20 protein-coding genes are annotated in these 23,024 nt (G+C 62.4%); all 20 read right to left on the minus strand.

The window, feature by feature from the left end; translation table 11 throughout:
- Window positions 1-93: 93 nt before the first annotated feature.
- The 20 genes from ACYZUC_RS08570 to ACYZUC_RS08665 all read right to left on the minus strand — a co-directional run bounded on the left by ACYZUC_RS08570 (window position 94) and on the right by ACYZUC_RS08665 (window position 22,856).
- A complete protein-coding gene (locus ACYZUC_RS08570) occupies window positions 94-948 on the minus strand; it encodes a CsgG/HfaB family protein (protein ID WP_461995050.1) in 855 nt (284 codons plus the stop codon).
- Window positions 949-978: 30 nt separating this feature from the next.
- The gene (locus ACYZUC_RS08575) at window positions 979-1,413 is read right to left on the minus strand and encodes a curli assembly protein CsgF (RefSeq protein WP_461995052.1); all 435 of its coding nucleotides are present in this window, start codon (window positions 1,411-1,413) and stop codon (window positions 979-981) included.
- Window positions 1,410-1,799, minus strand: a complete 390-nt coding sequence (csgE, locus tag ACYZUC_RS08580) for a curli production assembly/transport protein CsgE (protein WP_461995054.1) — start codon at window positions 1,797-1,799, stop codon at window positions 1,410-1,412. Before csgE ends, ACYZUC_RS08575 begins: the two co-directional genes overlap by 4 nt.
- Window positions 1,796-2,332 carry a type II secretion system protein gene (locus tag ACYZUC_RS08585; RefSeq protein ID WP_461995056.1) on the minus strand — a complete coding sequence of 179 codons (537 nt, stop codon included), beginning with the start codon at window positions 2,330-2,332 and terminating at the stop codon, window positions 1,796-1,798. Before ACYZUC_RS08585 ends, csgE begins: the two co-directional genes overlap by 4 nt.
- Window positions 2,307-2,681 carry a type II secretion system protein gene (locus ACYZUC_RS08590; RefSeq protein ID WP_008034019.1) on the minus strand — a complete coding sequence of 125 codons (375 nt, stop codon included), beginning with the start codon at window positions 2,679-2,681 and terminating at the stop codon, window positions 2,307-2,309. The genes ACYZUC_RS08585 and ACYZUC_RS08590 overlap by 26 nt, the downstream gene beginning before the upstream one ends.
- A gap of 4 nt (window positions 2,682-2,685) precedes the next feature.
- Window positions 2,686-3,159, minus strand: coding sequence for a type II secretion system protein (locus ACYZUC_RS08595; RefSeq protein ID WP_461995058.1), 474 nt, complete (start codon window positions 3,157-3,159; stop codon window positions 2,686-2,688).
- Between the two features lie 2 nt (window positions 3,160-3,161).
- On the minus strand, window positions 3,162-5,000 hold the full coding sequence (locus ACYZUC_RS08600; protein WP_461995060.1) for a secretin N-terminal domain-containing protein: 1,839 nt from the start codon (window positions 4,998-5,000) through the stop codon (window positions 3,162-3,164).
- On the minus strand, window positions 4,997-5,515 hold the full coding sequence (locus ACYZUC_RS08605; RefSeq protein ID WP_461996687.1) for a hypothetical protein: 519 nt from the start codon (window positions 5,513-5,515) through the stop codon (window positions 4,997-4,999). Before ACYZUC_RS08605 ends, ACYZUC_RS08600 begins: the two co-directional genes overlap by 4 nt.
- Window positions 5,515-6,063: a GspMb/PilO family protein gene (locus tag ACYZUC_RS08610; protein ID WP_461995062.1), complete on the minus strand. Its 549-nt coding sequence runs from the start codon at window positions 6,061-6,063 to the stop codon at window positions 5,515-5,517. The genes ACYZUC_RS08605 and ACYZUC_RS08610 overlap by 1 nt, the downstream gene beginning before the upstream one ends.
- Entirely contained in the window at window positions 6,050-6,595 is a 546-nt protein-coding gene (locus ACYZUC_RS08615; RefSeq protein WP_461995064.1) for a PilN domain-containing protein, read from the minus strand. The genes ACYZUC_RS08610 and ACYZUC_RS08615 overlap by 14 nt, the downstream gene beginning before the upstream one ends.
- A gap of 1 nt (window position 6,596) precedes the next feature.
- Window positions 6,597-7,400: a hypothetical protein gene (locus ACYZUC_RS08620; RefSeq protein WP_461995065.1), complete on the minus strand. Its 804-nt coding sequence runs from the start codon at window positions 7,398-7,400 to the stop codon at window positions 6,597-6,599.
- On the minus strand, window positions 7,381-9,090 hold the full coding sequence (locus ACYZUC_RS08625; protein ID WP_461995067.1) for a GspE/PulE family protein: 1,710 nt from the start codon (window positions 9,088-9,090) through the stop codon (window positions 7,381-7,383). Before ACYZUC_RS08625 ends, ACYZUC_RS08620 begins: the two co-directional genes overlap by 20 nt.
- 84 nt (window positions 9,091-9,174) lie before the next feature.
- A complete protein-coding gene (locus ACYZUC_RS08630; protein ID WP_461995069.1) occupies window positions 9,175-9,708 on the minus strand; it encodes a response regulator in 534 nt (177 codons plus the stop codon).
- A gap of 222 nt (window positions 9,709-9,930) precedes the next feature.
- Complete coding sequence (locus tag ACYZUC_RS08635) at window positions 9,931-10,884, minus strand: peptidylprolyl isomerase (RefSeq protein ID WP_461995071.1); 954 nt, start codon at window positions 10,882-10,884, stop codon at window positions 9,931-9,933.
- 15 nt (window positions 10,885-10,899) lie between these two features.
- Window positions 10,900-12,450 (minus strand): cytochrome c/ABC transporter substrate-binding protein, encoded by a 1,551-nt coding sequence (locus tag ACYZUC_RS08640; RefSeq protein ID WP_461995072.1) that lies wholly within the window; start codon window positions 12,448-12,450, stop codon window positions 10,900-10,902.
- A 9-nt stretch (window positions 12,451-12,459) separates the two neighbouring features.
- Window positions 12,460-13,080, minus strand: coding sequence for an SCO family protein (locus ACYZUC_RS08645; RefSeq protein ID WP_461995074.1), 621 nt, complete (start codon window positions 13,078-13,080; stop codon window positions 12,460-12,462).
- Window positions 13,077-13,733 (minus strand): SCO family protein, encoded by a 657-nt coding sequence (locus ACYZUC_RS08650; protein WP_461995076.1) that lies wholly within the window; start codon window positions 13,731-13,733, stop codon window positions 13,077-13,079. Before ACYZUC_RS08650 ends, ACYZUC_RS08645 begins: the two co-directional genes overlap by 4 nt.
- Window positions 13,734-13,746: 13 nt before the next feature.
- Complete coding sequence (locus ACYZUC_RS08655; protein WP_461995077.1) at window positions 13,747-15,699, minus strand: cytochrome D1 domain-containing protein; 1,953 nt, start codon at window positions 15,697-15,699, stop codon at window positions 13,747-13,749.
- A gap of 438 nt (window positions 15,700-16,137) precedes the next feature.
- Complete coding sequence (gene mnxG, locus ACYZUC_RS08660) at window positions 16,138-21,939, minus strand: manganese-oxidizing multicopper oxidase MnxG (protein WP_461995079.1); 5,802 nt, start codon at window positions 21,937-21,939, stop codon at window positions 16,138-16,140.
- A 308-nt stretch (window positions 21,940-22,247) separates the two neighbouring features.
- Window positions 22,248-22,856 (minus strand): lytic transglycosylase domain-containing protein, encoded by a 609-nt coding sequence (locus tag ACYZUC_RS08665; protein ID WP_461995081.1) that lies wholly within the window; start codon window positions 22,854-22,856, stop codon window positions 22,248-22,250.
- Window positions 22,857-23,024 lie beyond the last annotated feature (168 nt).

A 23,024-nucleotide genomic window follows, 5' to 3' on the forward strand; every position in this document is an offset into this window, starting at 1 on the left:
TGAACGGGGTACATCTGCAAGAAATTGGTCGGCTATAAGGCCGCCAAGGTCCGCATCAAAAACACCACCAGGTCGGCCCGAAGGCCGCCTCGGTCACTCCTCTTCAGGCACCTTGTTCTGGGTCAGATACCGGTCAAGCGTCTCACCGCTCTCAGGCGAATTATCCCCCGCCACCTGCCACAAACGCCGTTCTATCCCCTGGGCCAGAAGATGCCCCACCGCCGCCTCGATCGCCGACAACACACACAACTGCGCCGGCTCGTTGGTGGTGTAGCCAACCTCCGCCTCAAGCAACTTCTTGAACTCGATAAACTTGAACACCCCGGCGCTACGGCCCACGGAGTAAATCGTCTTGCTGGTCATCACATTGGCCAGCACCTGCCCACTGCGCACATCCACCGCCCGCAGGTTCACCGTGACCTGATCCACCCGATACTCCCGGGAAATATCGATACCCAGGTAACGCGCCCCTTCCCCGCCGCTTTTCACATTGGTGTCGTACGCAATGATCCCGCCCTCAAGCATCATGTTCGCCGCTTGCAACGGCGGCAGTTCACCCTGGATATTCACCGGCGTGTTCGGTTTTTTCTGCGAGGCGCGGATGATCTTGCGCTCGGTCAGCAGGTTCTGCAGCCCCTCCCGCTCCAGCACCACAAACCAGCCACTGGCCTGCAACGCATCCATCAGCATGCTCGCCGCGCCTTGAGTGACGCTGGTGGAAAACGAACTGGCCGGGGTCGGTTTGTATTGCCCGGTCTGGTCGCGGAAACCGTACACCACCGCCATCAACCGGCCCTTGGGTCGTGGCATGTTGATCAAGTCGTAGTAGGTCGAAGCCCTCGGGGTCAGCGTCGGGGTTTCGGTGTCCTGCTCAGCCCCGATCGGCTCGCGCAGACTGCACCCCTGTAACGCCGCCAACATCAGCCCTAGCACCATTATTCTTTTCATATCCTTCCCTCCCCATCAACCCGGATCCCTTCAAGGGGCCAGGCCGCTCACCTGAATTTCGGAGACTTCACCGGTCGCTCGGTCGGTCACGACGATGGTCAATTGGCCGGAGTCGTCGATCACGTTGACGATAAAAGCGTCGGTGGTCAGGCTCCCGGTGTTGCCTGCCGAAATGTTGTCCAGCAACTGCCCGAGCAACCGCGACTGCAACTGACTGGTGAACCGCTCCAGCGCCGAAGTACCGGCCGCGGCGGTGCGTTTTTTCAGATCAGGATCGTCGTAATCGTTTTGCGCCTGGGCGTTGTTGAGCAGCCAGGTCCCGTTCAGCGGGTTGCCGCCAAACGAGGGGTTGATGGGCGTGTAGACCAGCTCGGTGGCCTGGACCAGGCCACAACTGCCGAGCCCGACCAACCAGATACCGGCCCTTGAAAACAGGCGGTGCTGCGAGAACGTTGTGGTTTTCATAGTTCGTCCCTCTCAAGGTCCGTTGTGTCCTGCAACAAGGCTTCCAGCTTGCGCTGGACAATCTGCCCGCGGACCCGGTCGGCGGCGTCATAGGCCTCTTCCTTGAGTTCCACGGTGTTCGGTGGCAAAAAACGCCGGTAAACCAGACGCTGCTGATATTCCACAGTGACCAGGGCGCCCCACCGCGCCGAAGGTCGTTCGCGTACCACCAGGTTGAAATCCATCGGGCTGGTGGCGCGCAGGCGTTCACTGAACGAGTAGTAAAAGTCGTGACCGATGTGCGAGATCGTGTCGTCGACGATGAACCCCATCATTTCGTCCTCTTCGCCGGCCGTGGCGGCAGCAGACGCCAGCATCAGGATCACGGCCACGCAGAATCGGTTCATGGCTGCAACGCTTCGGGCGAGTTTGACTGGCCCTTGGGAGGTCCCGATGTGCCATCGAGAAAGGCTTTCTCGGCCACGAACTGCCAGTCCTTGTAACTCGCCATGCCGGTAAAATCCGACCACTGAGAGGGGAAGTCCGCCTGCTTGAGCGGCTTGTCCGTAGAGGCGCTGTTGATGCCGGTGATGCGGCCGTCAAAACCGCGCATCAAACTCCATTCGCCGCCGATCGGGTCTGGGTACAGCTGCCGGATATGGTGTTTGGCGCTGGGAAAACGCTCGTCCTGCAACAGGTCTTCCAACTCCTTCGGGTATTGCGCCAAGCCTGGTGAACTGCGGTAGTAGCTGCGCAATGCCTGGGCGTATTGCGTGCCGACCCAGAGCAACTGGCGCTCACGATCACGGCGCGAAGCGGTCGACCACAACTCGCCGGCACTCGCCAGGCCCATGCCCATCAGCATGATCAGGAACAGCACCCCCAGGTAAGTGAAACCACCCTCGTTCGAAGGCTTACCACTCGGAATAAAGGCTGCCATCACGCGCCCTCCCTGTGGCCCCGCTTTTGATGTCGGCGACCCCGCCCGGTACGCCATCCGGTGGTGCGACCATGACCCAGAGGTCCTTGCGTTCGGCAATCGGGTCCATCGGCGGGTTGCGCAGGTAGCGTTGCTCCACCAGTTGTTCAAGGGAATCGGGATAACGCCCGGTATCGCCGTAGTAGTGATCCAGGGCTTCGCGCATCACCGACAGGCTCTGGCGCAGCGTGGTCTCTTTCGAGGCCTCGAGGCTGTTGAAATAACGTGGCAAGGCGATGGTCATCAGGGTTGCGATGATTGCCATGACCACCATCAGTTCCAGCAGGGTAAACCCCTTTTCCCGACGCATAAGCTCACCACTCCCGGTAGGCGATGCCGTTAAGCCCTTTGCCACGCGCCTGGGAATAAACGTCAAAGACGTCTTGGCCCTCACGCGGGTTTTCAGCCGTGCTGTCATAGGAGCGCAAGCCCCAGCCGCCGTCGTCGTCACGCTTGACCGGCTTCAGCGGGTCATGGGGCACGCGCCGCAGAAAATAAAACTTGGCCCCCTTGGCGCTGCGCACATCGCGCACGCCGTCCACCAGCACTTTCAGGTTCGGCGGATAGCCGCTGCTGTTCAGGGACTTCTCGATGTAGCCGGCGTCGAATGCGCGTTTGTACTCGTCGATGGCATCGCGAATCTGGTAAAGCGCGGTGCGCAGTTCCTGCTCTTTGCCCCGGCGCACCACAGTCTCGGTCAGCGGCGCGGCCATGCCGGCCAGCAAGCCGACCAGGGCCAGCGTCACCACGACTTCAATCAGGGTAAAACCGCGTTGCGAGGCGTTCATGATCAAGGCTTCTCGATAAACACTTGAGTGGTTGAGGCCGCCACCGGCCGATCGATGTGCTCGTTCTGAATCGGTGGGTCCATCCGCCGGTCCGGTGCCTGAATGTGCATGCTGGTTTCGGTGCCGGTCGGGAACTCCATGTCCGACGGGCTCTGGTACGGCAGGTTGCGCACGATCCGTGGCGTGATCGACAGCACCAGTTCCGATTTGCTGACGTTGTCCTTGTTGCTGCCGAACAACCGGCCCAGGCCAGGAATGTCGCCAAGCCCCGGAATCTTGTTGCCGGTAGCGCCATGGTCGTTGCGCATCAGGCCGGCGAGAATCTGGGTTTCGCCGTCATGCAGGCGCAGGGTGGTCTGGGCGTTACGGGTATCGACCTGCACCGGGATCGTGCCCTGGCGGGTCGGTTCCAATGGCGTGGCGTTACTCACTTCCAGGGCGATCTTGATCGCCACTTCGTTGTTCAGGTGCACGGTTGGCTGCACTTCCAGTTTCAGACCGACGTCCAGGTAGGTGACGCTTTCGGTGATCACCGGGCCTTGGGTCGACGGCACCGACGTGGCGCTGATGATCGGCACGCGCTGACCAATGTGGATGCGCGCCTGCTCGCGGTTGCTGACACGAATCACCGGGCTGGCCAAGGTGTTGATGTCGTTGTCCTGCGCATTGATCTTGGCTTGCGGCGAAGGCGAGATGGTGATCCGGCTGGAGTCGATGCCTTTCAGTTGATTGAGAATCTGCACCGGCGAACCGTCGCCGTTGACCACGCCGAAGGTGTTCGGCCATTGCAGGCCGAGGTCGAGGATCCGTTGGGTGGCAACCTCCATCACCTCCACTTCCAGCACCACTTCAGGGTTGGACTGGTCTTGCGATTGCAGGAGTTTTTCCGCCATGCGGACAGCGTCTTCGGTGTCGCGCATGGTCAGTGTGTTGAGGCGCTCATCGACAAACACGTCGCGGGTCTTGAGCATGGTTTTGATCATGTTCAGCGCGGTGTTGGCATCGATGCTGGTCAGGTAGAAGGTGCGCATCACCAGTTCCTGGTAATCCTTGAGCTTTTGCGGTGAGTCCGGGTAGATCAGCAAGGTGTTTTCGTTCACCACTTTCTGATGCAGCTGGTTCTGTTGCAGCAGCAGTTCCACGGCGTCTTCGATGCGCACGTCGCGCACGAAGATGGTGGCTTTCATGTCCGGGCGCAGGTCCTTGTCGAAGATGAAGTTCAACCCGGCGACCTGGGACAGCACTTCGAAAATGGTCTTCAGGTTGGCGTCGCGAAACTCAAGGGTCACGGGCCGTTCCAGGCGTGTGCGCAGTTGTGGGTACTGGATGACGTTGCGGCTCTGGACCAGACGGATGTTGCTTTGCAGTTCCAGGGCGCCTTCATTTTTCGGGTCCAGTTCGAGGATCTGTTTGACCTGACGATCGGCCCCATAGATGTCGCCGCGACGCAAGTCGCCACGGGCCAGCTCGAGTTTTTCATCCAGGCTGCGCATGTAGTCGAGCTGGCGCATCGCATCCTGGGCGCGCCGGTTGTTTGGCTCGATGGTCAGCACCCGGTTGTAGCTGACGCGCGCCGCGGCGAAGTCCCGGCGTGAACGGTCAGTGTCAGCCTCGGTCAGCAGCGCGGTAATCGCCTTGGCGTGGGCGGTGTTCAGGGCCAGGTGCAGTTCGGTATCGCGAGGGTTTTCCCGCAGCCCTTCTTCAATACGCGCCAGGCCGGCCTCGTATTGGCCCTGCTCGATCAACTCGGAAGCTTCCTTGTTGGCGACCTGCGCGGAACTGCACGCCACCAGCCCGGCACACGCACAGCAAAGGCTCATCAGCAAACGGGATCTATTCATGGCGTGCTCCCCACAGACAAAGTCTGGGACAATTGCAAAGGCAGGTAGACAAAGCTCAGTTCCACGTCGGAAATGCCCTCGATCCGCCAGTTTTCGTCGATCACATCCCCTTTGCGTACGACGTATATTTTTTCTCCACTCAGCAAAAACACTTGCTGGTCTGAACGATCGTCCATGCGCCCGACAAACTGGAAAGGCATTGGCGGTGCACTGGGGACGGTCACCACCGGGGTCACGTTGACGGGTTGCTCAGTGACGCTGGCTAGCGTCGGTTCAGCCTTCCAGCTGCGGGCGGCGAACAGGTCGCCCGCCGGGCTCAAGTCCTTGATCACAACAGTTTTGCCGGCGGCTGGCGCGGCAGGCAGAGCACCGCGGGTTTTACTGCTGGCCGCCGTGGCCACGACGGCGACGGACGTGTCGCCGTCGTCTGCCGGCATCCAGTAATCGGGCAACCAGGCCAGCCCCGCCGCTACGCCGAAGAACCCCACCCACCCCGCTACCCGTTTGGTATTCATCATGACCTCGACAGATAAAGGGTCATGCGGATCCGCCCGGTCAGGTCGGTGTCGGCGATCTTTTTACGCTGGAACTCCACGTCCTCCACCACCACCGCCGGCAACTGACCGAGCAAGGCATGCAGGAAGCGCCGCAGTTGCGGGTAGCTGCCACGCACCGGCAGCAGAATCTGATAGCGCGCCAGATGGGTCTTGGGGTCGATGCCCAAGGCATATTCACCCCGTGCCAGGGTGATGTGTTCCTGGGCCGCCAACGCGTAGATCTTGTCGATGGCCACCGTGGCTTGCGGCTGCGAAGGCAGCTTGCTGCGGAAGTCGTCGAGCTGACGTTGTGGCACCACCGGCGCAGCGACGCTACCGTCTTCAACCTTGGCCAGGTATTCACCGGCTTCGCGGGTCTGTTGGCTGAGCTGTTGCAGCGACTGCCAGTCCGGCATCAAGCCCGCCAGGCCATAGACCGACGCCAACGCCAGCAGCGCCAGCCCTGCCAGACCGGGAATGCCCAGGCCTTGCAGGTATTCATGGACGATCAATCTAGGGATTTGCATCGCCAATCTCCCAGGTAGCCGACAGGTTGAACTGCACCGGGTGCTCCGGCACGTTGGCCACGATTTCGTGGCTCAGCAGCGACACATCGGACAGCTCGTCGCTGGCCTCGAGGTTGCGGTGGAAGTCGAGCATGGCGTCGAGGTCTTTCGCCTCGGCGCTGATCCGCACCTGACCTTTGCGCGCATCGGGGGTCAGGGTCAGCAAGGCGATGTCGCCCCGGGGCATGGCTTCGAGCATGGCGAACAGGCGTTCCCACGGCCGGCGCAGTTGCTGCGAGACCTTGCGCATCTCGGCGAGGTTCTGTGCCTGCTCGCGGATTTGCGCCGGATTCAGGCTGACCTTGCCGCCGTCGTCGCCGGTGAGGACGCGCTGGGCGGTTTGCAGATGACCCTGTTGTTGCGCGGTCTGATCACTGAGGTGTTGCTGAACCAGCACGCAACTCAGGCTCAACACCACGCCCACGGCCAGCAGGCTCCAGCCCAGGGGACCCGAGCGGCGACGCGGCTGAAAGTCGAGCATCAGGGCGCGCATGTCAGGCCACCGCCCGGGACATGACGTACAGGCCATCGCGTACGGTTGTCCGGTCTTCTTCAAGGGTGCGCAAGTGCACACCGGGAATGTCGGGTTGCACGTCGATACGCGCGGGCGCATGCAGGTAAACGTTCAGTGGCCGCTCGCTGGTGGAGGCCTGCAATTGGCTTTCACGACCGATCAACGCGGCCAGTGCAGCGTCGCTGTCGCTGGTGCCCACCGAACGCACCGAGGCCCAGCGGCCTTCCCGGGCCAACAGCAACACGCTGCGTACCGGCTCGGCGACCACGAACAGGAAGTCGCCGGCATCGAGGCTTTTATCGAAGTGGTTGAACGCCGTCATCAGGTACGGCTGCACCGAACGCAGGCGCAGGCCCCGGGCGCTGACCAGGGTGCGCAGACGCGTCAGCAAATCCTGCGGCAATGCGCTGGCAATCCGGTCGTAGCCGGCCGGTTCCGCCGAGAGCACCAGGCTCCAGGGTTGCGTCGGCACGCCGTAAAGGTCTTCGAAGCACAGCCGGGCAAACCCGAGCAATTCGTCAGGGCTGCTGATCTGTTCGCTCCAGGGCACCAGACAGAAACGGCTGAAATGCCCGGAAATCACCACGCTCAACTCGGCACCGGCGTGGGTGTGATCGGCCAGCAGATGATCGAGGGTGTCCAGCGCCACCGCCCAGGCGTGGAAGCCTTCGTCGATAAAACCGACGCTGCCCAGCCACAGGGTTTCGCTGCCACGGCGCTGGCCGAGGCCGACCCCACTGGCGCCGAGTACGGCGATAAAACGATCACGAGACAAAAGTGACACGATTGATCTCCTCGAGCGTGGTGCGCCCTTCCTGAACCAGTTCCAGCGCCGACTCGCGCAGCAGACGCAAGCCACGTTTGCACGCATGGGCCTTGATTTTCGAAATCGGTTGGCGCTCGACGATCATCTGCCGCAGCTCGTCGTCCAGGTGCAGCAGCTCGGCGATCGCCGTGCGTCCGCGATAACCGGTGCCCCGGCAATGCCCGCAGCCCTTGCCGTGAACGAAGTGGAAGTGATCGACGTTGTGGGGGTCGAGCCCCGAAGCGAGCAGTTCGTCATCGGTCGGGGTGCTCGGCGCGCTGCAACTGGTGCAGACCAGGCGGATCAAGCGCTGCGCCAGCACGGCATTGAGCGCCGAGACGAGGCTGTAGGGGTCGATTTCCATCTGGGTGAACCGGCCGATGACGTCGAACACGTTGTTGGCGTGGATCGTGGTGAACACCAGGTGGCCGGTGAGCGCCGATTGCACGGCGATCTGCGCGGTGTCGGGGTCACGGATTTCCCCGACCATGATTTTGTCCGGGTCATGACGCAGGATCGAGCGCAGACCGCGAGCGAAAGTCAGGCCTTTCTTTTCATTCACAGGGATTTGCAGTACGCCCGGCAACTGATATTCCACCGGGTCTTCAATGGTGATGATCTTGTCCACGCCGTGGTTGATCTCGGTGATCATCGCGTACAGCGTGGTGGTCTTGCCGCTGCCGGTGGGGCCGGTCACCAGCACCATGCCGTAGGGTTCGGCGGCCAGCCTGCGCAGTTGGCGCAAGGTTTCGTCTTCAAAGCCCAGCGCCTGCAATTGCACGCCGCAGACCTTGTCCGCCAGGTCCTGTTTGTCGAGCACCCGCAGCACCGCGTCTTCACCGAAGATGCTCGGCATGATCGAGACCCGGAAGTCGATCTGCCGACCACTGATGCCGATCTTGAAGCGACCGTCCTGGGGCACGCGTTTCTCGCCGATGTCCAGTTCGGCCATGACCTTGACCCTGGAAATCACCTGCTCGGCGAACTCGCTGCCCTGGATCTTGCTGATGTTGTTGAGCACGCCGTCGATGCGGTACTTGATCACCAGGCCGCTGCCGGTGGTGCCCAGATGGATATCGCTGGCGTGCATTTTCAAGGCGTCGTACAGGGTCGAGTTGACCAGTTTGACGACGACGCTGGCGTCTTCGCTGATGCTGGTCAGGGACAGGCTTTGCAGGGTGTCGATTTCAATGTTGGCGTCGGCCTGGGCGTTGAGCGATTCCACCGCATGGAAACTCTCTTCGTGACGTGCCAGATAGGCTTTCAGGTCGTCGGCATGCACCAGATACAGGGGCGCACCATGCAGGCAGTCATCGATCCAGGCCAGGCGCGACGTGTCGAACGGGTCGGCGAACACCCCGATGATCTCCTCGTCGTGGCGCAGCAGGATGAATTCGCGTTTGAGGCATTGGGCCAGGGTGACCCGGTCGAACACCGGGGTGGACTTGAACAGGTTGTCGGTGTCGAGCACCGGATAATGCAGGGTTGCGCCGAGGCACTGGATGAAGGGCATGGGGGCCAGTTCGCACAACACCCCGAGGGCTTCGAGCATCCGCTCGCCGGAACTGGCGGCCAGTGATCGGGCCTGGGCCAGTTGCTCACTGGAAAAGCGAGACGGTACACACTCCAACTGCTGCGCCGGTTCGACGGCAAGGGATAGACGGTCCATGGCTTGCTCTCCAACGCCGGGGGCTTTGGGCCCTGTCGACGCGGCGAGCAATTACGGCAGTTACCGCAACGGCTGGTCGCGCCACTACTCCCCGGTGAGCAATTGTTCGTCGTCTGGTGCCAGGGACGTCGATGGGTTGCGTCGACGATCCGCCAGCACCCAACTGCCGTCGTACAACTGCAGCGGGAAACTCTCGGTCCTGCTCTGGCGTCGTTCGACAAAACCTTCGGATGTGCGCACGCCTGCTTTGGGTTCGCGCTCCATCCCCAGAAGGTCACAGATTGCACGGGCCAGTTCCGCCATTGGAAACGGTTTGAACAGGATATGGCTGACTCCCACCTGCCGGGCCCGCTCACAGACTTCAGCGGTCGGGTGCCCGGTAATCAGCACAAAATGACAGCTCCTGTTCCGGCGGATGGCATCGAGCACCTCAAAGCCTTCCATATCGGGCAAGCGGTAATCGAACACCATCACATCGGGTGCAAACTGCTCGGCTTCGCCGATAGCCGCCGCACCGTCATGTGCAATCCGGACGTCCAGTGCTTGCGCCTCAAGGTAATCCTTGAGGTTTTGTGCAAGAAGCTGTTCGTCTTCGACAACCAGTACTTTGTTTAACAAGGTGGACTCCTTGAAACCGCAGATCCGATTTCCGAACCTGGCAGAGTGCTCGCCTTAACGAGGCTAACGCACACTTCATGCCAGGCTGAGCGCCGGGTATTTCACCCCTGCATGTGTTTGATTTTCATAAAAAAGCCTTTCCGCCCAGATACACCGCCCCCCAAAGGCGGGGGCGCACACGGAATTGCCCTGAAGCTTTTCCCCACTATTGGGGGGGAACCTTCATTCATCGTCAATACGTTCGATTCGATTGCGCGATCGCAGTTGCGCCAGAACCTGCAGACGAACCTGAGCCTGTTGCTGTCGGTCCAGGTACGCCCTGACCATCTCAAGCCCTTGCACCTCTGTGACATCGGTCACCTCCCTGTGGTTCTGAACCTGAATCAAGTGCCAGCCCAGTGCTGTGCGAACCGGTTCACTCACCGCGCCCGGCACCAGGGCAAAGGCTGCCGCTTCAAACGCTGGCAGCATGCGTCCACGTGGAAAATAGCCCAGTTCTCCGCCCTCGCTCGCCGAAGCATCTTCGGAACCGGTCCGGGCCACGCTGGCAAAGTCCGCACCCTGGCTGATTTTCGCCTGCATTTGCACCAAGCGTAGCCGTGCCGCTTCGACTGTGGCGACATCGGCGTCCTGGGCAACCTTGATCAGGATGTGCCGTGCCTGCACTGCTTCGGGCTCGCTCATCTGTGCGCGGTGTTCTTCATAGAACGCGCGGACCTGTTTTTCATCCGGCCCCTCGACGCTGGTCAGCTCGGCAAACACCTGCTGAGCCGCGAGTTCACGGCGGGTGTATTCGACAAAACCGGCCTCGTCAAAACCCGCGTCTTCCAGGCGCCGGGCGAATCTTTCGGCACCGCCAATGGCCTGGCGGGTCTGTTCAACCTGGCGTTGCACGGTGGCATCGCTGATCACCACCCCACGCTTGACCGCTTCCTGCCACAGCAACTCGCGGTCGATCAATGCGTCCAAAGCCTTTTGCCGAAGTTGCTTGTACGCCTTGGGATTACGAATGCTGCCCAGCGCCCGGCCCTGGTCCTCCAGGTACTCGGCAAAATAGCGTTCGAGGCGGAACTGGGAAATCTCCTCGCCATTGACCCGCGCGGCGACCGGCCCATTGCTGCCGAACGCCACGGGCAGCCATAGGGTCAGCAGGGTCAACAGCGTCTTGAGCGTCATGATCGAGGCCTCCGGTCAGGGTTTCGCGGTAATGGGCTTGTAAGGGGCGACCAGGTAGAAGCGCTGGTCGGGCAAATCCACGGTGACGATATGCGCGCCGTTCAAACCCAACCGCCGGCCCGGCCCGAAGCTGAGGCGCGGGGTCAGCCCGGTATCAAAGTCATGCAGGCCCTCCAGCGCATAGATCAGCTTCTCGCGGCTGGCGTCGCGCCCGGCCTGCTTCATGCCTTCGCTGAGCAGCAGCATCGAACTGAACGCGCCGACTTGCAGCACCGCGTGCTGGCCACCGAGCCCCTGCTGTTCGCGCAACTGGATCAGGGCCAGGCGTCCGGCCAGGGTCCAGTCGCTAGGCACGAACGGATAGGACAAGAACAACCGCCGGGAAAAACCACTGGGCACCCGCAAAAGGTCACCCGCCACCTGATTCGCCATGGCGAACAGGTAAGGAACCTGCCCCGCCCTCTGCAACCTTTCGGCGAGCAGGCTGAAATCGCTACCGCAGCCCAGGTAAAACAATGAGCGCGAGCCCAGCGGCAGTTGGTCCTTTGCCGAGTCGTAGGCCTGCAGGCTGACATTTTGCCAGGCGTGATCTTGCAGATACTGACGCAGGGTCTGAGCCGCCAGTCGTTGACCAGGATCCTCCGTGTAGGTAATCAGCGTCGGGCCCTGGAGCACGCGCAAACTCCCGGTGGCGTAATCGGCCAGGGCGATCAGTTGCTCGCGCACCCCCGGCATCGGTTCAAAAATCTGTCGACTGCTCTGCGCCGTGCCTTGCAACGAGAGGGGACCGATCAACGGAATGCCCGCCCGCTCCAGACGCAAAACCAGTTGCGTGTCGAGTGCCGGTGCCAGTGGCGCGATCAGGGCAAACACCTGCTCCTGATAGATCAACTGATCCAGCGCCCGCACGGCACTGGCAAGGTCCGGCCCCGGGTCGAGGATGGTCAGGCGCAACTGCCGGCCATGAATCCCCCCCGCCTTGTTGATTCGCGCCACGCTGCCGTTGAGTACCGCTGCCACCGTCGCGCCCTCCTCCGCCAACGGCCCCTGACTCGGCAACAAAGTGCCCAGGTGCAGGCTGTCAGGCGTCAGGCCGGGGTCGCGCTCATCGGCCAGGCGTTTGAGGTAGGCCGTGAGGTTGCGCTGATCCTTCATCGATAGCACGAACCGCGGCATCGCCGGGTCGAGGCGATTGTTGGCGGAATCGCGCCCCCCCTGGATCGCCCGCGCCAGGGTGCGTTCGGTGTACGCCGGGTAGTTGCGGCCATTGACGTGCCGTTGGCCATAGGTGCTGGTCAGCCGCGACCAGCTCAGGTCGGGTGGACGCACCCCGCCCTCGGGCCGGCCCAGGCCATCGGCGCCGTGGCAGTTGGCGCACGGCAGGCTGGTGGCCGACAGCAACATGCCCGTCGCCCCGATACTCGCCATGATCGGTTCACCGCTGCCCGACACACCCTCGCGGTACAGCCGTTTGCCGGCACTTTCTTCAGGGCTCAAGGGCAACGTATCGGCGGCGCAATGAAGGTTACCGATCAGGAACAGGCCGAGGATCAGGGAGATTTTCATGGTGCGGGCTCAGCGGCCGGCCACGGGCATTGTCAGCAATTGCAAGCGCTGGGCAATGGCGGCGGCCGGGGCATCGGGGCGGATTTTGCTCCAGCGTTTGTTGGCCACGTCACCCACAATCAGTTGCGTTGAATGTTGCTCGGGGGTCGGCACGATCTGGCCGATGCGCCCCAGCACCAGATCCATTTGCGCCTTGTCGCCAGTGAGAAAAAGCCAGTGGGGCCCATTGACGCCCTGCTTCAAGGTGTAAGCCTTGAGTACCGCCGGGGTATCCCGCAGCGGATCACTGGTAAGGGAGATAAAGGTAATGCCGTCTGCTTTGTCGCCCAGCAACGCACGCACTTCCTTGAGTTTGCGGGTGATCAGCGGGCAGGCATCCGTACAACTGGTGAAAATCACGTTCAACAGCACCACGCGGTTGTGCAGCGCGTCGCTGTAGAAGCGCAGGGTCTCGCCGTTCTGGTCCTGCAACGGCGTGTCGGTGAACCAGGTTTTTGCATCGCGCGTGCCGCTCGCCGGTTGCGCGGTGGCCACGACCGGAGCGGGTTCTTCATGCCCTTCGTGAGCGAAGGCCAACGAGCTGAAAATCCAGAAGCACAGGCTCAACGCAACCCAGTCGATGACTCTCATGGTTGCTGCTCCATGGCAATGGCGGTGTGTTTGGCGTGGGAGTTGCGCTGGCCGCTGAGTTTCTCCACTTCACGGGTCAGTACCGTCGGGTCGGTGAAACCGTAATAGCGCGTCCAGTGGCGGCTGTTGCCGTCGCCGACGAGGATCAGCGGCTGGTGGTTCTTGAAGTCGCCGCTGAACGTGCCGAGGCCTTTGAGGGTGGCGTCGATCGATTGCGCACTGCCGGTCAGCCAGCTCCAGCCCGGACCGTTCTGGAAGTTGCGGGCATAGTCGTTCAGGCGTTCGGCGTCATCGCGCTGCGGGTCGATGCTGATCGATACCAGTTGCACCTCGGTGCCCACCCGCGCGCCCAGCTGTTTCTGCACTTTGCCCATGATCGAGGACACCACCGGGCACACCGTGGTGCAACTGGTGTAAATGAAGCTCATGACCACGATTTTGTTGGTCACCAGATCCTTTTCCAGACGCACCGGTTTGCCGTTCTGGTCCACCAGCGCGACGTCGGCGAACTTGACCTGGGCGCTTTCCGAACGGGCGCCTTTGGCCGACATGTCGTGCCCGGCGTGTTCATCCGCCGAGTGCGCCAGGGCTTGCCCCACGCCGACGGTCAACAGGCAGAACGTCAGCAGTCCACGGTGTGCGAATCGGTTCATGTCAATTTCCTCTTCAACGGGCATCGCCGGGCAGGACCCGGACGCTGGCAAAGGTCTTGTCATCGAAACTCGCGCCAAGGGACGCCGCACGCACGTGCAGGTACCAGGCGCCGTTCTGGTCGAGCGTCACTGGGGCTTCGTAGATTCCGTTACCAACCTCAAGGGCCGCGACTTCCTGAGCCCGCGAAGTCGGGGCGCGGAAGTAGCGCACCTGTACGTCTTTCACGCCGCTACGCTGGGCTTTCTGTTGGCCCTCAACGATGCGAAAGCGCACGGTGTACGGACTGCCGAGGGCGGCGGTGGCTTTGTCGAGCATGAATTCGACTTTCGGCACGCCGGGGTGTCTAGCTATGCGGGTATCCGGCTCAACCAGCGCCGTGAAGCAATGGATGATGTTCGGCTGATTGAGCAGGAACGCCACGTCGAAACGCCCTGCCGGCGGCAGTTTGACCCGCGCGCTGTACAGCCCCGGCTCGACTTCGCGCAGGCTGCGGTCGATGACCATCGCCGCCCGCGCCACTTGCCCGCGATTGGGGTAACCGGACATCGGTGCGTTCATGCCTTCGGCGTAGAAATAGGTGGTGTTGTCCACCGGGTTGACCACGAACACCGCGTTGTCGTCCCGCGACACCGCGAGGCTCGACGCCAGCGGCAAATCACCGGCCAGCCGTGGTGCCTGGGGCCCGGCTTCGAAACCCTGGCTGATCGGCTGGCGCCCTTCACCGAGCGACGACAGGTTGATCATCGTCACCTTGGGCGACGCCAGTCCGCGCACATAGGCGTAAGCCTTGGTGAACACCAGTTGATAAGGTTCGGCGGACACGTCCAGTTCATGGACCAGCGAATCGGTGGCGGCGTCGATCACGGCCACCTGGTTTTCCAGGGTGTTGAGGACGATGCCAAATCGTCCGTCGGCGCTGAAGCCCATCGGGCCCAGGCCCTGTTTCATCCTGATCACCCGGCGCACGTCGAGGCTGGCGGTATCGACCACGGTCACGGTGCCGTCCTTGCCGTCGGCGACATACACCGCCTGGGACAGCGGCGAGTACGCCACCGCCAAAGGATGCGAGCCGGTCTTGAGTTGCTTGCTGAGGGTCAGGCTGGCGATGTCGATGATGCTCAGCGTGCCGTCGTCGCGGTTGGTGACGAAGGCAAACCGGCTGTCTTTGCTGAAGGTGATTTCGTGATGCCCGGCGCCGGTGGCCAGGTGTTTGAGCGGCTTCAGGCTTTGGCTGTCGATCACGGTGACCCCGGACGCTTCGGCCTTCGGCGCATTGTTGCCGACCCACAGCAGGCGCTCGTCCGGTTGCAACGCTACGCGCACCGGGTGGCTGCCGGCGGCCACCGAGGCGATCAACTTGAATTGCTCGCTGTCGATCACCGCCACTTCGCCGGCGGTGGGCATGGAGATGAATACGCGTTTGTTGTCCTTCGGTGTGACCCAATCCATCGGCGGCCGCTTGAGGTCGATGCGGGCCATGGTGCTGGTGATGCCGCCCACCGAGACCGACGGGTCGACCACGGAGACGCTGGCATCACGGTTCATCACCAGCAGGAAATAGCTGTTCAGGTCGAGCAGCGGCCGTGCGCCGATGCTCGATTTCAGGAATACCCCGACCCTGGATTTGCAGCTCCGGTCACGACCCTGAGCCAGGTCGGCGGCAACGGTTTCCGGGTCCAGCCAGGCACCGGGATTGACGCCGGAAAGGGGCTGGCCCGAAGCGCTGTCACTGACCCGGAAGAGCACGTCGGCAAACTCGCCTTCGCGCAGCACACCGTCCTCGGCCAGTGGCCGCATTTGCAGGGCTACGGACACGCCGTCACGCTCCAGCGTCTGACCGCTCCAGGTGTCCGGTAGCGCTATCTCGCTGAGCATGTCGGGCGGAGTCGTGCGCCAGACGCCCAGCCAGATCAGCGCCAGTCCGACAACCAGCGAACAACCGGCAATTGCAGTGGTCCTGTTCATGTCACCCTCTCCCCTTACAGATCTGCGCCTGTCTTGCGGCCGCCATCGCTGGCAAGTCGGGCCGCCGCATCGCAGCCCCTACAATTTGCCCTGTGTGAACCCAATCCCTTGTAGGAGCCAGCTTGCTGGCGATGAGGCCCTCACGCCTTGCATCAATCTCACGGCCGCCATCGCTGGCAAGCCAGCTCCTACAATTTGCCCTGTGTGAACCCAATCCCTTGTAGGAGCCAGCTTGCTGGCGATGAGGCCCTTACGCCTTGCATCAATCTCACGGCCGCCATCGCAGGCAAGCCAGCTCCTACAATTCGAACCCTGTAAACCCGATCCCTTGTAGGAGCGAGGCTTGCCCGCGAAGGCGTCATCCGCCATACCACCCACAACCGAGGTGTCCCCTTCGCGAGCAAGCTTCGCTCCTACAGGGCTGGTGTCGCACAACGTCTACGGTGTCGGCGCCGGTTCGGGTTCGTTGGTCACTCGTAACAAGCCCCAGAGCCCGGCGGTATTGCCGTAGGCGCCGTAATCGCGGAACAGGTAGTCGCCCGGTATCGCGTTGCTGCCCCCGGCGCTCGGGTGCATGAAGCTGAAGTGAGCCGCCGGCAGGATGCTTTCGTGGGCGCCGATGTACATCGACATCGGGTTGAACCCGAACCGCACCGAACCCACGCCAGGCGTGCTCATCGGATAACCTGCGGTGTCACTCTTCTCCGACTGGAACGGATTGACCGACCAGACGTGACCGTCCAGCTGGAAGGTCGTGCCGCGGCTACCCCCGGATGGCATCAGGATGTGCGTGCGGAACGGTTGCCCCGGTTTCACATACAGCACCGGCGTCTGCGGATCGCCGCCCACCAGCGCATTGCTGTACGCCATGTGCGCGTTGGGCACGTCGCCGTAACCCGCGCCGTCGGCGTGACCGAACGGCGCATCCGGCGCCAGGCCGAAGCGGAACCATATCGGCTCGGCCTTGTAGTTGATGGCCATGCTCGAGTTGTCCTGCGGATCGGTCGGCACACCGAAGCCTTCGGCAGCGATGCCTTCCACCGGCCGGCCATTGGCCCAGCGAATGTTCAAGGCTTTCTGCCAGACCATCGCAAAGTCGCGGTAAGGGGTCTGCCCCGGTGCGGTGACCGTCGCCGTGACTTTGCGCGCGTCGTCCACCCAGGTAGCACCGACCGGCAGGATGCTCATCGCGCCACCCAGGCCTTTCTGCGGTTGCTTGATCACGTCCGCCGGGGTGAAATTCAACCCGCCGAACTCCACGGCCGTGGCGTTGATGTTGTCGACGCTGCGGCCCAGTTGAGTGATCGGTTTGCCTTCACGCTCCAGGTGCCCGGCGTAGTACTGATAAGTACGGGTCGGGTAGGCGCCGCTGTTGCCAACCCGCGGTGGCACGGTCTGGATCGGGTTGGCGCCGACGTTGGTGCCGTCGGATTTGGTGATGTCGTACGCCAGCAATTGCGCGTGCAGGCCCACGTGGCTGGACGGCCGCATCAGGTTGTTGCTGAAGGTGGTCGAGCCCTGCCCACTGTTGCGATCACGTTTGACGACGCCTTGCATCACCGCCGTCTGGGTCAAGTCCGGCATGACCATGGGCAGACGGTTTTCCAGGGTGATGTTGATGCAGTCCCCCGCCGTCGCGCGCAGCACCAGCGGTTCGACAGGCACACCGGGCTTGAGCTTGCCGGTGACCGTATCGAGGTCAGACTTGCGTACGTAAATGATCGCGGTCGGGTCATGCAGCGGACCGCTTTGCCCGCCGATGGTGATGGTTTCGCCATCTTCCGGATCGGTCACCGTGACCTGCGGGATATTGACCACTCGCGAGTTGTACACCAAGGTGCCGCCCGCCGGTTTCAACGGCCCGCCGACGTGTTGGCCGATACCCGCCGGATCGCCAAGGACCAGGTTCAGCGGATTGCCGAGAATGTCGTTGGCCAGTGCCGCGACCACTTCATAGTTGCGTTGCACGGTCGGCCGGGTGCCGATGCCGTTCGGGTTGGCGCTGATCCGTGGGCAGGTACCGTCGAACGCCACGGTGTTGCGCATACCCGCCGGTTTCGGGTTGTTCGGCAGCGCGAACAGATCGCTGCGCTGGGCCGTGTAGTTGCGCATCACGCCCCAGATCCCGCTCCAGTAACCTTCGAGGGAGGCGTCCATCGAGTACAGGTAATCACCCGTGGTCGCCGCCGAGCTGGACAGCATCGAGACCGGCGCAATGAAGCCCATCTGCTCGGAGATCCCGATCATTTGCGACGAGCGCCAACCCGAGTTGGAGCTGTTGCCGTAACCGGAACCGCTTTGCAGCCACTTCACGCCGTGCAGGGTCACGTTGTGCTCTTCTTCGTGGCCGCCGGCATGCACCCGCAGCCGCACGTTGTCACCGGTGTAGGTACGCAGCATCGGCGTGAACGGATCACCCGGTTCCGCGCCGCCACGGTTGATGTGCGGCGGGAACAAGGTGGTGCCGCCAGTCGGGCCGGTGGCGGCGGTGACCAGGTTCGGCGCCTGGTTCATCGCCGGGATCGCACGGTCGGTGCGGCTTTGCATGGCGTACGCCAGATCGCCGCCGAGGCCGTCGGCCTGCATGCCGCGCTTGCCGTCCGGGCCGACCTTGTACGGATCGTACACCCGCAGGGCCAGCGGTTCGTTGCGGTAGTTGACCACGAACATGCCGGGGTCATCGACCGAGATCGCTTGTGGGCACGGCCGGCTCGGGCAACCGGGGACCATACCGCCCTGCACTTCGACGATGCCGTCCAACAGGGTGCTGGCGTTGTTGCGCACCGGCGGATTGATCGCGTAGCGGAAACTGTCCGCAGTGGCCGGGAACGCTTGTGGATTCGGCACACCATTGGGACCCGCGCCCACGTACACACCGGCTTCATAGGCATGCTGGAAGTCGCTGTATTCGAGGAAGAACTCACGGAAGCTGTCGTTCTTGCCGTCGCCGTCCAGGTCGCCGGTGGACACCACGGCTTGCCACGAAGTCGGCCCGCCATCCTGGCGCGCGCCGCTGTACAACGGCTCGCCGGTTTCGGCATGGAACCAGGTGGAACCGGCCGGCTCAGCCAGCACGGTGGCGTACAGACCAATCTGCTGGTGAGTCGATGGCCCGAGGTGATCGTGGGTGAAAATGGTCCCCAGGCCACGGTCGACGCCTTTGCTGTTCACCACCGGATCGGCAAACCAGCGCTGCATCGCGGTGCGCGCCCCGACCCAGTCGGCCCGGCCAAACTGGCCGAAGTACGGGTGGTTTTTCGCTTTCGGGCAGGCCGGTGTGCCGTCACGCGGGTCGGTGCCTTGGCATTGGTTGAACTCGCGGATGGCGTGGATGCGTTCTTGCACCGCACCGGGGGAAAGTACGCCGTCTTCGTAGTTCCAGCCGTTGGCCGAACCGTCCGCCGCCGTCAGGTCCCATTTCGGCAAGTGAATGTGCTGGCCGATCACGTCAGTCGGCGTGCGCACCTGATAGTCGTCCATTTCATAGGTGGCCGGCACGAGGTTGGTTTGCTGGTATTGCACGCAGTCGAGGGTGTTCATGCGCATCACCAAAGGCTCTGGCGGACGCTGCTTGGTGATCACCGGCCAGGCGTCTTCCCACAGGGCCAGAATGCGCGCTTGCGGGAAGTGGTAGCCGACCTTGTTGTAGACCGCGTCGAACTGGATGTTCGCCGCTTTGTAGATCCTTGGCCGGTCAGCCGTAAAGGTTGAAGACCCGCTGAAGGACATGCCGTCGAGCCGTTCGCCGCTGGCAAACTCGCCCATGCCGGCGCTGCTGGTCAGGCGTTTTTGCCGGTCGTCCATGCACGGTTCGTAGAAAGGCGCACCGGCGACTGGCAGTGCGCCGTTAGTGCGGAAGGCGCGTGCGACGATTTGATTGCCGGGCAGCACGGCGAAGCTCGGGTGGTCTTTTTTCGCGTGGAAGGCCATGGCCGCCTGTTCGACTTCGGTGCCCTCTTCCGGCAGGTAAAGCGCTTTGGCGCGGGTCACTTCCTTGGAGAAATCCAGCGAGGTGGTCACGGTATTCGCCTCGCCACCGGCAGAGAAACCGTCCAGGGAGTGGCGTCCCAAACCGCCGTCCCAGCCACCGGACTGCGCCGGATCGAGGTTGGCCCACAAGGCATTGCCGCTGGTTTTCAAGGCCTGAGCCTTGGCGGCGTCGAGCATGTCCAGCGGTGGGGTCGGTGGACGTTGGCCGACCGAGCTTTCCATGCCGCCGATCCAGAACGGATAACCAGGGTTTTTCAGGCTGCCGTCGGCGTTGCGGTTGGCGTTGCTGCGGTCGACCAGCGCCAGGGAGCCAATGGCCCGGGCGCCACCGGTATGCTCACCGTCGTCATTGCCAGCCACCAGGGTCTCGCCGATTTTCGGCACGACCGCGACTTTGCCCGGCATCGGCGCCATGGCTTTGCCCGGGAGCGGCACGACCGCTGGAATCGGCGTGCCGGCAATGATCTCGCCATCGGGCAAGGCCCGGGCGCCAGCGGCCGGTTTACCGTTGCGCAGTGCATAAGGTTCGCTGTGATAACCGTCGGCGCCCTGCTGGGACACCTCGAGTCGGGTGCCTTCTTCAAACACGTCGTGCACCCGCCACATGCTCCACATGCCTTGGGCGAAGTGCGGATAGAAGTGGCAGTGATAGATCGCATCACCGGCGACGCGATTGCGGTTGCCCGAACCGCCGTTGGCGATTTCATAGGTGTAACCGGCGCCCGGCCCGATGCCTTGGGCATCCACGTAGTCGGAGTTGTCGTCGTTGGGGTTGAACAGCCACTGGTGTCCGTGCAGGTGGAAGATGTGTTGTTCGTGGCCGTTGTGGGTGTTGCGGAATTTGACGAAGTCACCGATGTAGCTGTGGTTGACGTTGGACGGCTCGGACGGATACAGCGCCATGGTCGCCTTGACCCCGACCTGATCGGCGCGCGGTGTTTCGCCCGGGCGGATGCTTTCCAGACCGGCGTTGGCCGGCACGTCCACCAGCATCGCCACGTCGCCGACGGTGTGCGAACTGAGGAAGAATTCTTCATAGGCGCAGGACAGGCAATCGTGCATCGGCCCGACGCCTAATCGGTTGGCGACCACTTCGGCGCCCATGCCGCCGGAGCCGTAGTTGATCATGAACGAATCGCGGGTCGGCTCCAGCACGTGGGCCATGACCGGGTCTTCCCAGTACGCGGGGAATGCCTGGGTCGCGGCGGTTTCATCCTGGAATTGCGAGGCGAAATCGCGGAACGGTTCCAGCCGGTTAGGCAACGCCGGGTTGCGTTTGCCGATGGCTTCCAGCGGATAGGTCGACGGCGGGAAGCTGCCGTCGGCGTTGCTGCCCATGACGATCGCATCGCTCTCGCTGGAGATGATTTCGTTGCCGTCGACCATGTTGATGATCGGCGTGCCGGCCTTGCCTTCACGAATCCACGGTTCACGCTGCGGGTAGCGTGCCTGGTAATCGACAATCGGTTGACCGGCCGGCGTGCGGCCGGTGCTGGCGAGGCGCATTTCTTCTTCGGTCACGGTGTTGCGATAGGTGCGGCCGCCCTTGGGCACCACCACCACTTCGCCGAACAGGCCGTTGGCGACGTTGCCCGCATCGCCTTCACCACCGAACGTTGCACCGCGACTGCTGGCGGCAAACGCCCCTTCACGCTCGGCATACAAAGTGTAGGAACGGGTCGCGCCGGGGGCGACCAGCGTATTGGGGTTGCGTCCGGTGTAGGCCGAGATGTCGTCAATGCTGTTGACCGCCTGCAGACCGTTGACCTGAAAGCCGACGTGACGGTCGGTGACCTGCTCATCAACCTTGAACTGCTCCGCGTTGCCGATTTCTACCTCGCCCTCGATCTCCCCCTCTTCTTCCTCGCCGCTGTCGTGGCTGCCGGGGTTGGCCTGATAGGCCAGCAGGTTCTGCAGATTGATGGTCAGGCAGTCACCGGCGGCAACGCGCAACACCAATGGACGCGGACGCTTGTCGGGCCGCAGCGAAACCTTGCCCGGCACCGCTGCGCCACCGTAGGCCAGGGACACATTGTGATCGTCGACCACATCACGACGCAGGGCGAACATCATGCCGTTGACGTTTTGCGCGCCGAGGCGGTTGAACATCAGTGGTTGATCCAGCGCCACGACGTTCGCCACCAGATTTCGTTCGCAACGTATGGCGGCTTCGGCCAGCTCGATGCCAAACAGAGGTGCAAAAAATAGCAGCAAGTTAACCAAGTGATGAGCGTGGGGTATGCCGGTCATGATCACGGGCCTCGCTTTGGGTACTCACGGGAATGATTCTCGACAAATCCCCTGGAGCAATCCGCATGCCATAAATTTTTTTGTTATTTTTCAGCCAGCTACGTAAACGACTTGATAAGTCGGGGGATATTCCCCACCCAATCCCCACCATTCGGGTTGCCCGTTGATTCCGCCAGAACGCCCACACCTGTAGGAGCCGGCTTGCTGACGATCCGACTTGTGGGCAGGTGGTGATTGTGAAAATGCCTTCGCCAGCAAACCGGCTCCTACAGATGAATGCGTTGCCCCACATGTGGGGCCATCACCCATCACAGCGGCGCATCCACGGCCAGGCCTTGCAAGCGGCGGTATTGGCGCAGCACGCTCGGCACATAACGGCGGGTTTCGGCGAACGGCGGGATCACCCCGCCACGGCTCAGCACCGCTTGCGGCCCGGCGTTGTAGGCCGCCACGGCAAGCGCGATGTCGTTGTCGAACAGGGTCATCAGGCGCTTGAGGTATTTGGCCCCGCCCTGAATGTTGGCCTTGGGGTCATAGACGTTGGTCACACCCATTTCCCGGGCGGTATCGGGCATCAATTGCATCAGCCCGCCGGCCCCCTTCGATGAAGTCGCGCTGGAGTCGTAGTGGGACTCGGCCTGGATCACCGCATGCAACAGCGCCGCCGGTAATTGATTGGCCGTGGCGGCCGCCGAAACCAGCTCGGCATAGGGTTGCCGGGCAATCATCTGCGGCTGTTGATCGAGGCTGACCTGCGACGATTCAGGCTCGTGAATCACCCGTTCGTAGGTGCGACCGGGGCGGTGGACATTGGACAAAACGTAGCTGCCCTTGCTGTCCACGGAAACGAATACATCGGCCTGAGCTGTGCCTGCCAGCAGCATGCAGCCGAGCAGTCCAGTGGTGAGTGTTTTCATTATTCTGTCTCCCCTGACCGGCCCCGAAAAATGGGGCTATTGCCCCAATGACCGGTAGTGAACCAGCCATACGCAAGCACTGTGCCGTAAGCGCGAAGGCCAGTAATTCAGGGGTTGCGGCAGGATGTCCGGGGTGAGCATGGCAATTGCATGAGCCTCTGTGGCGAC

The organism is Pseudomonas sp. GT1P32 (assembly GCF_054897805.1).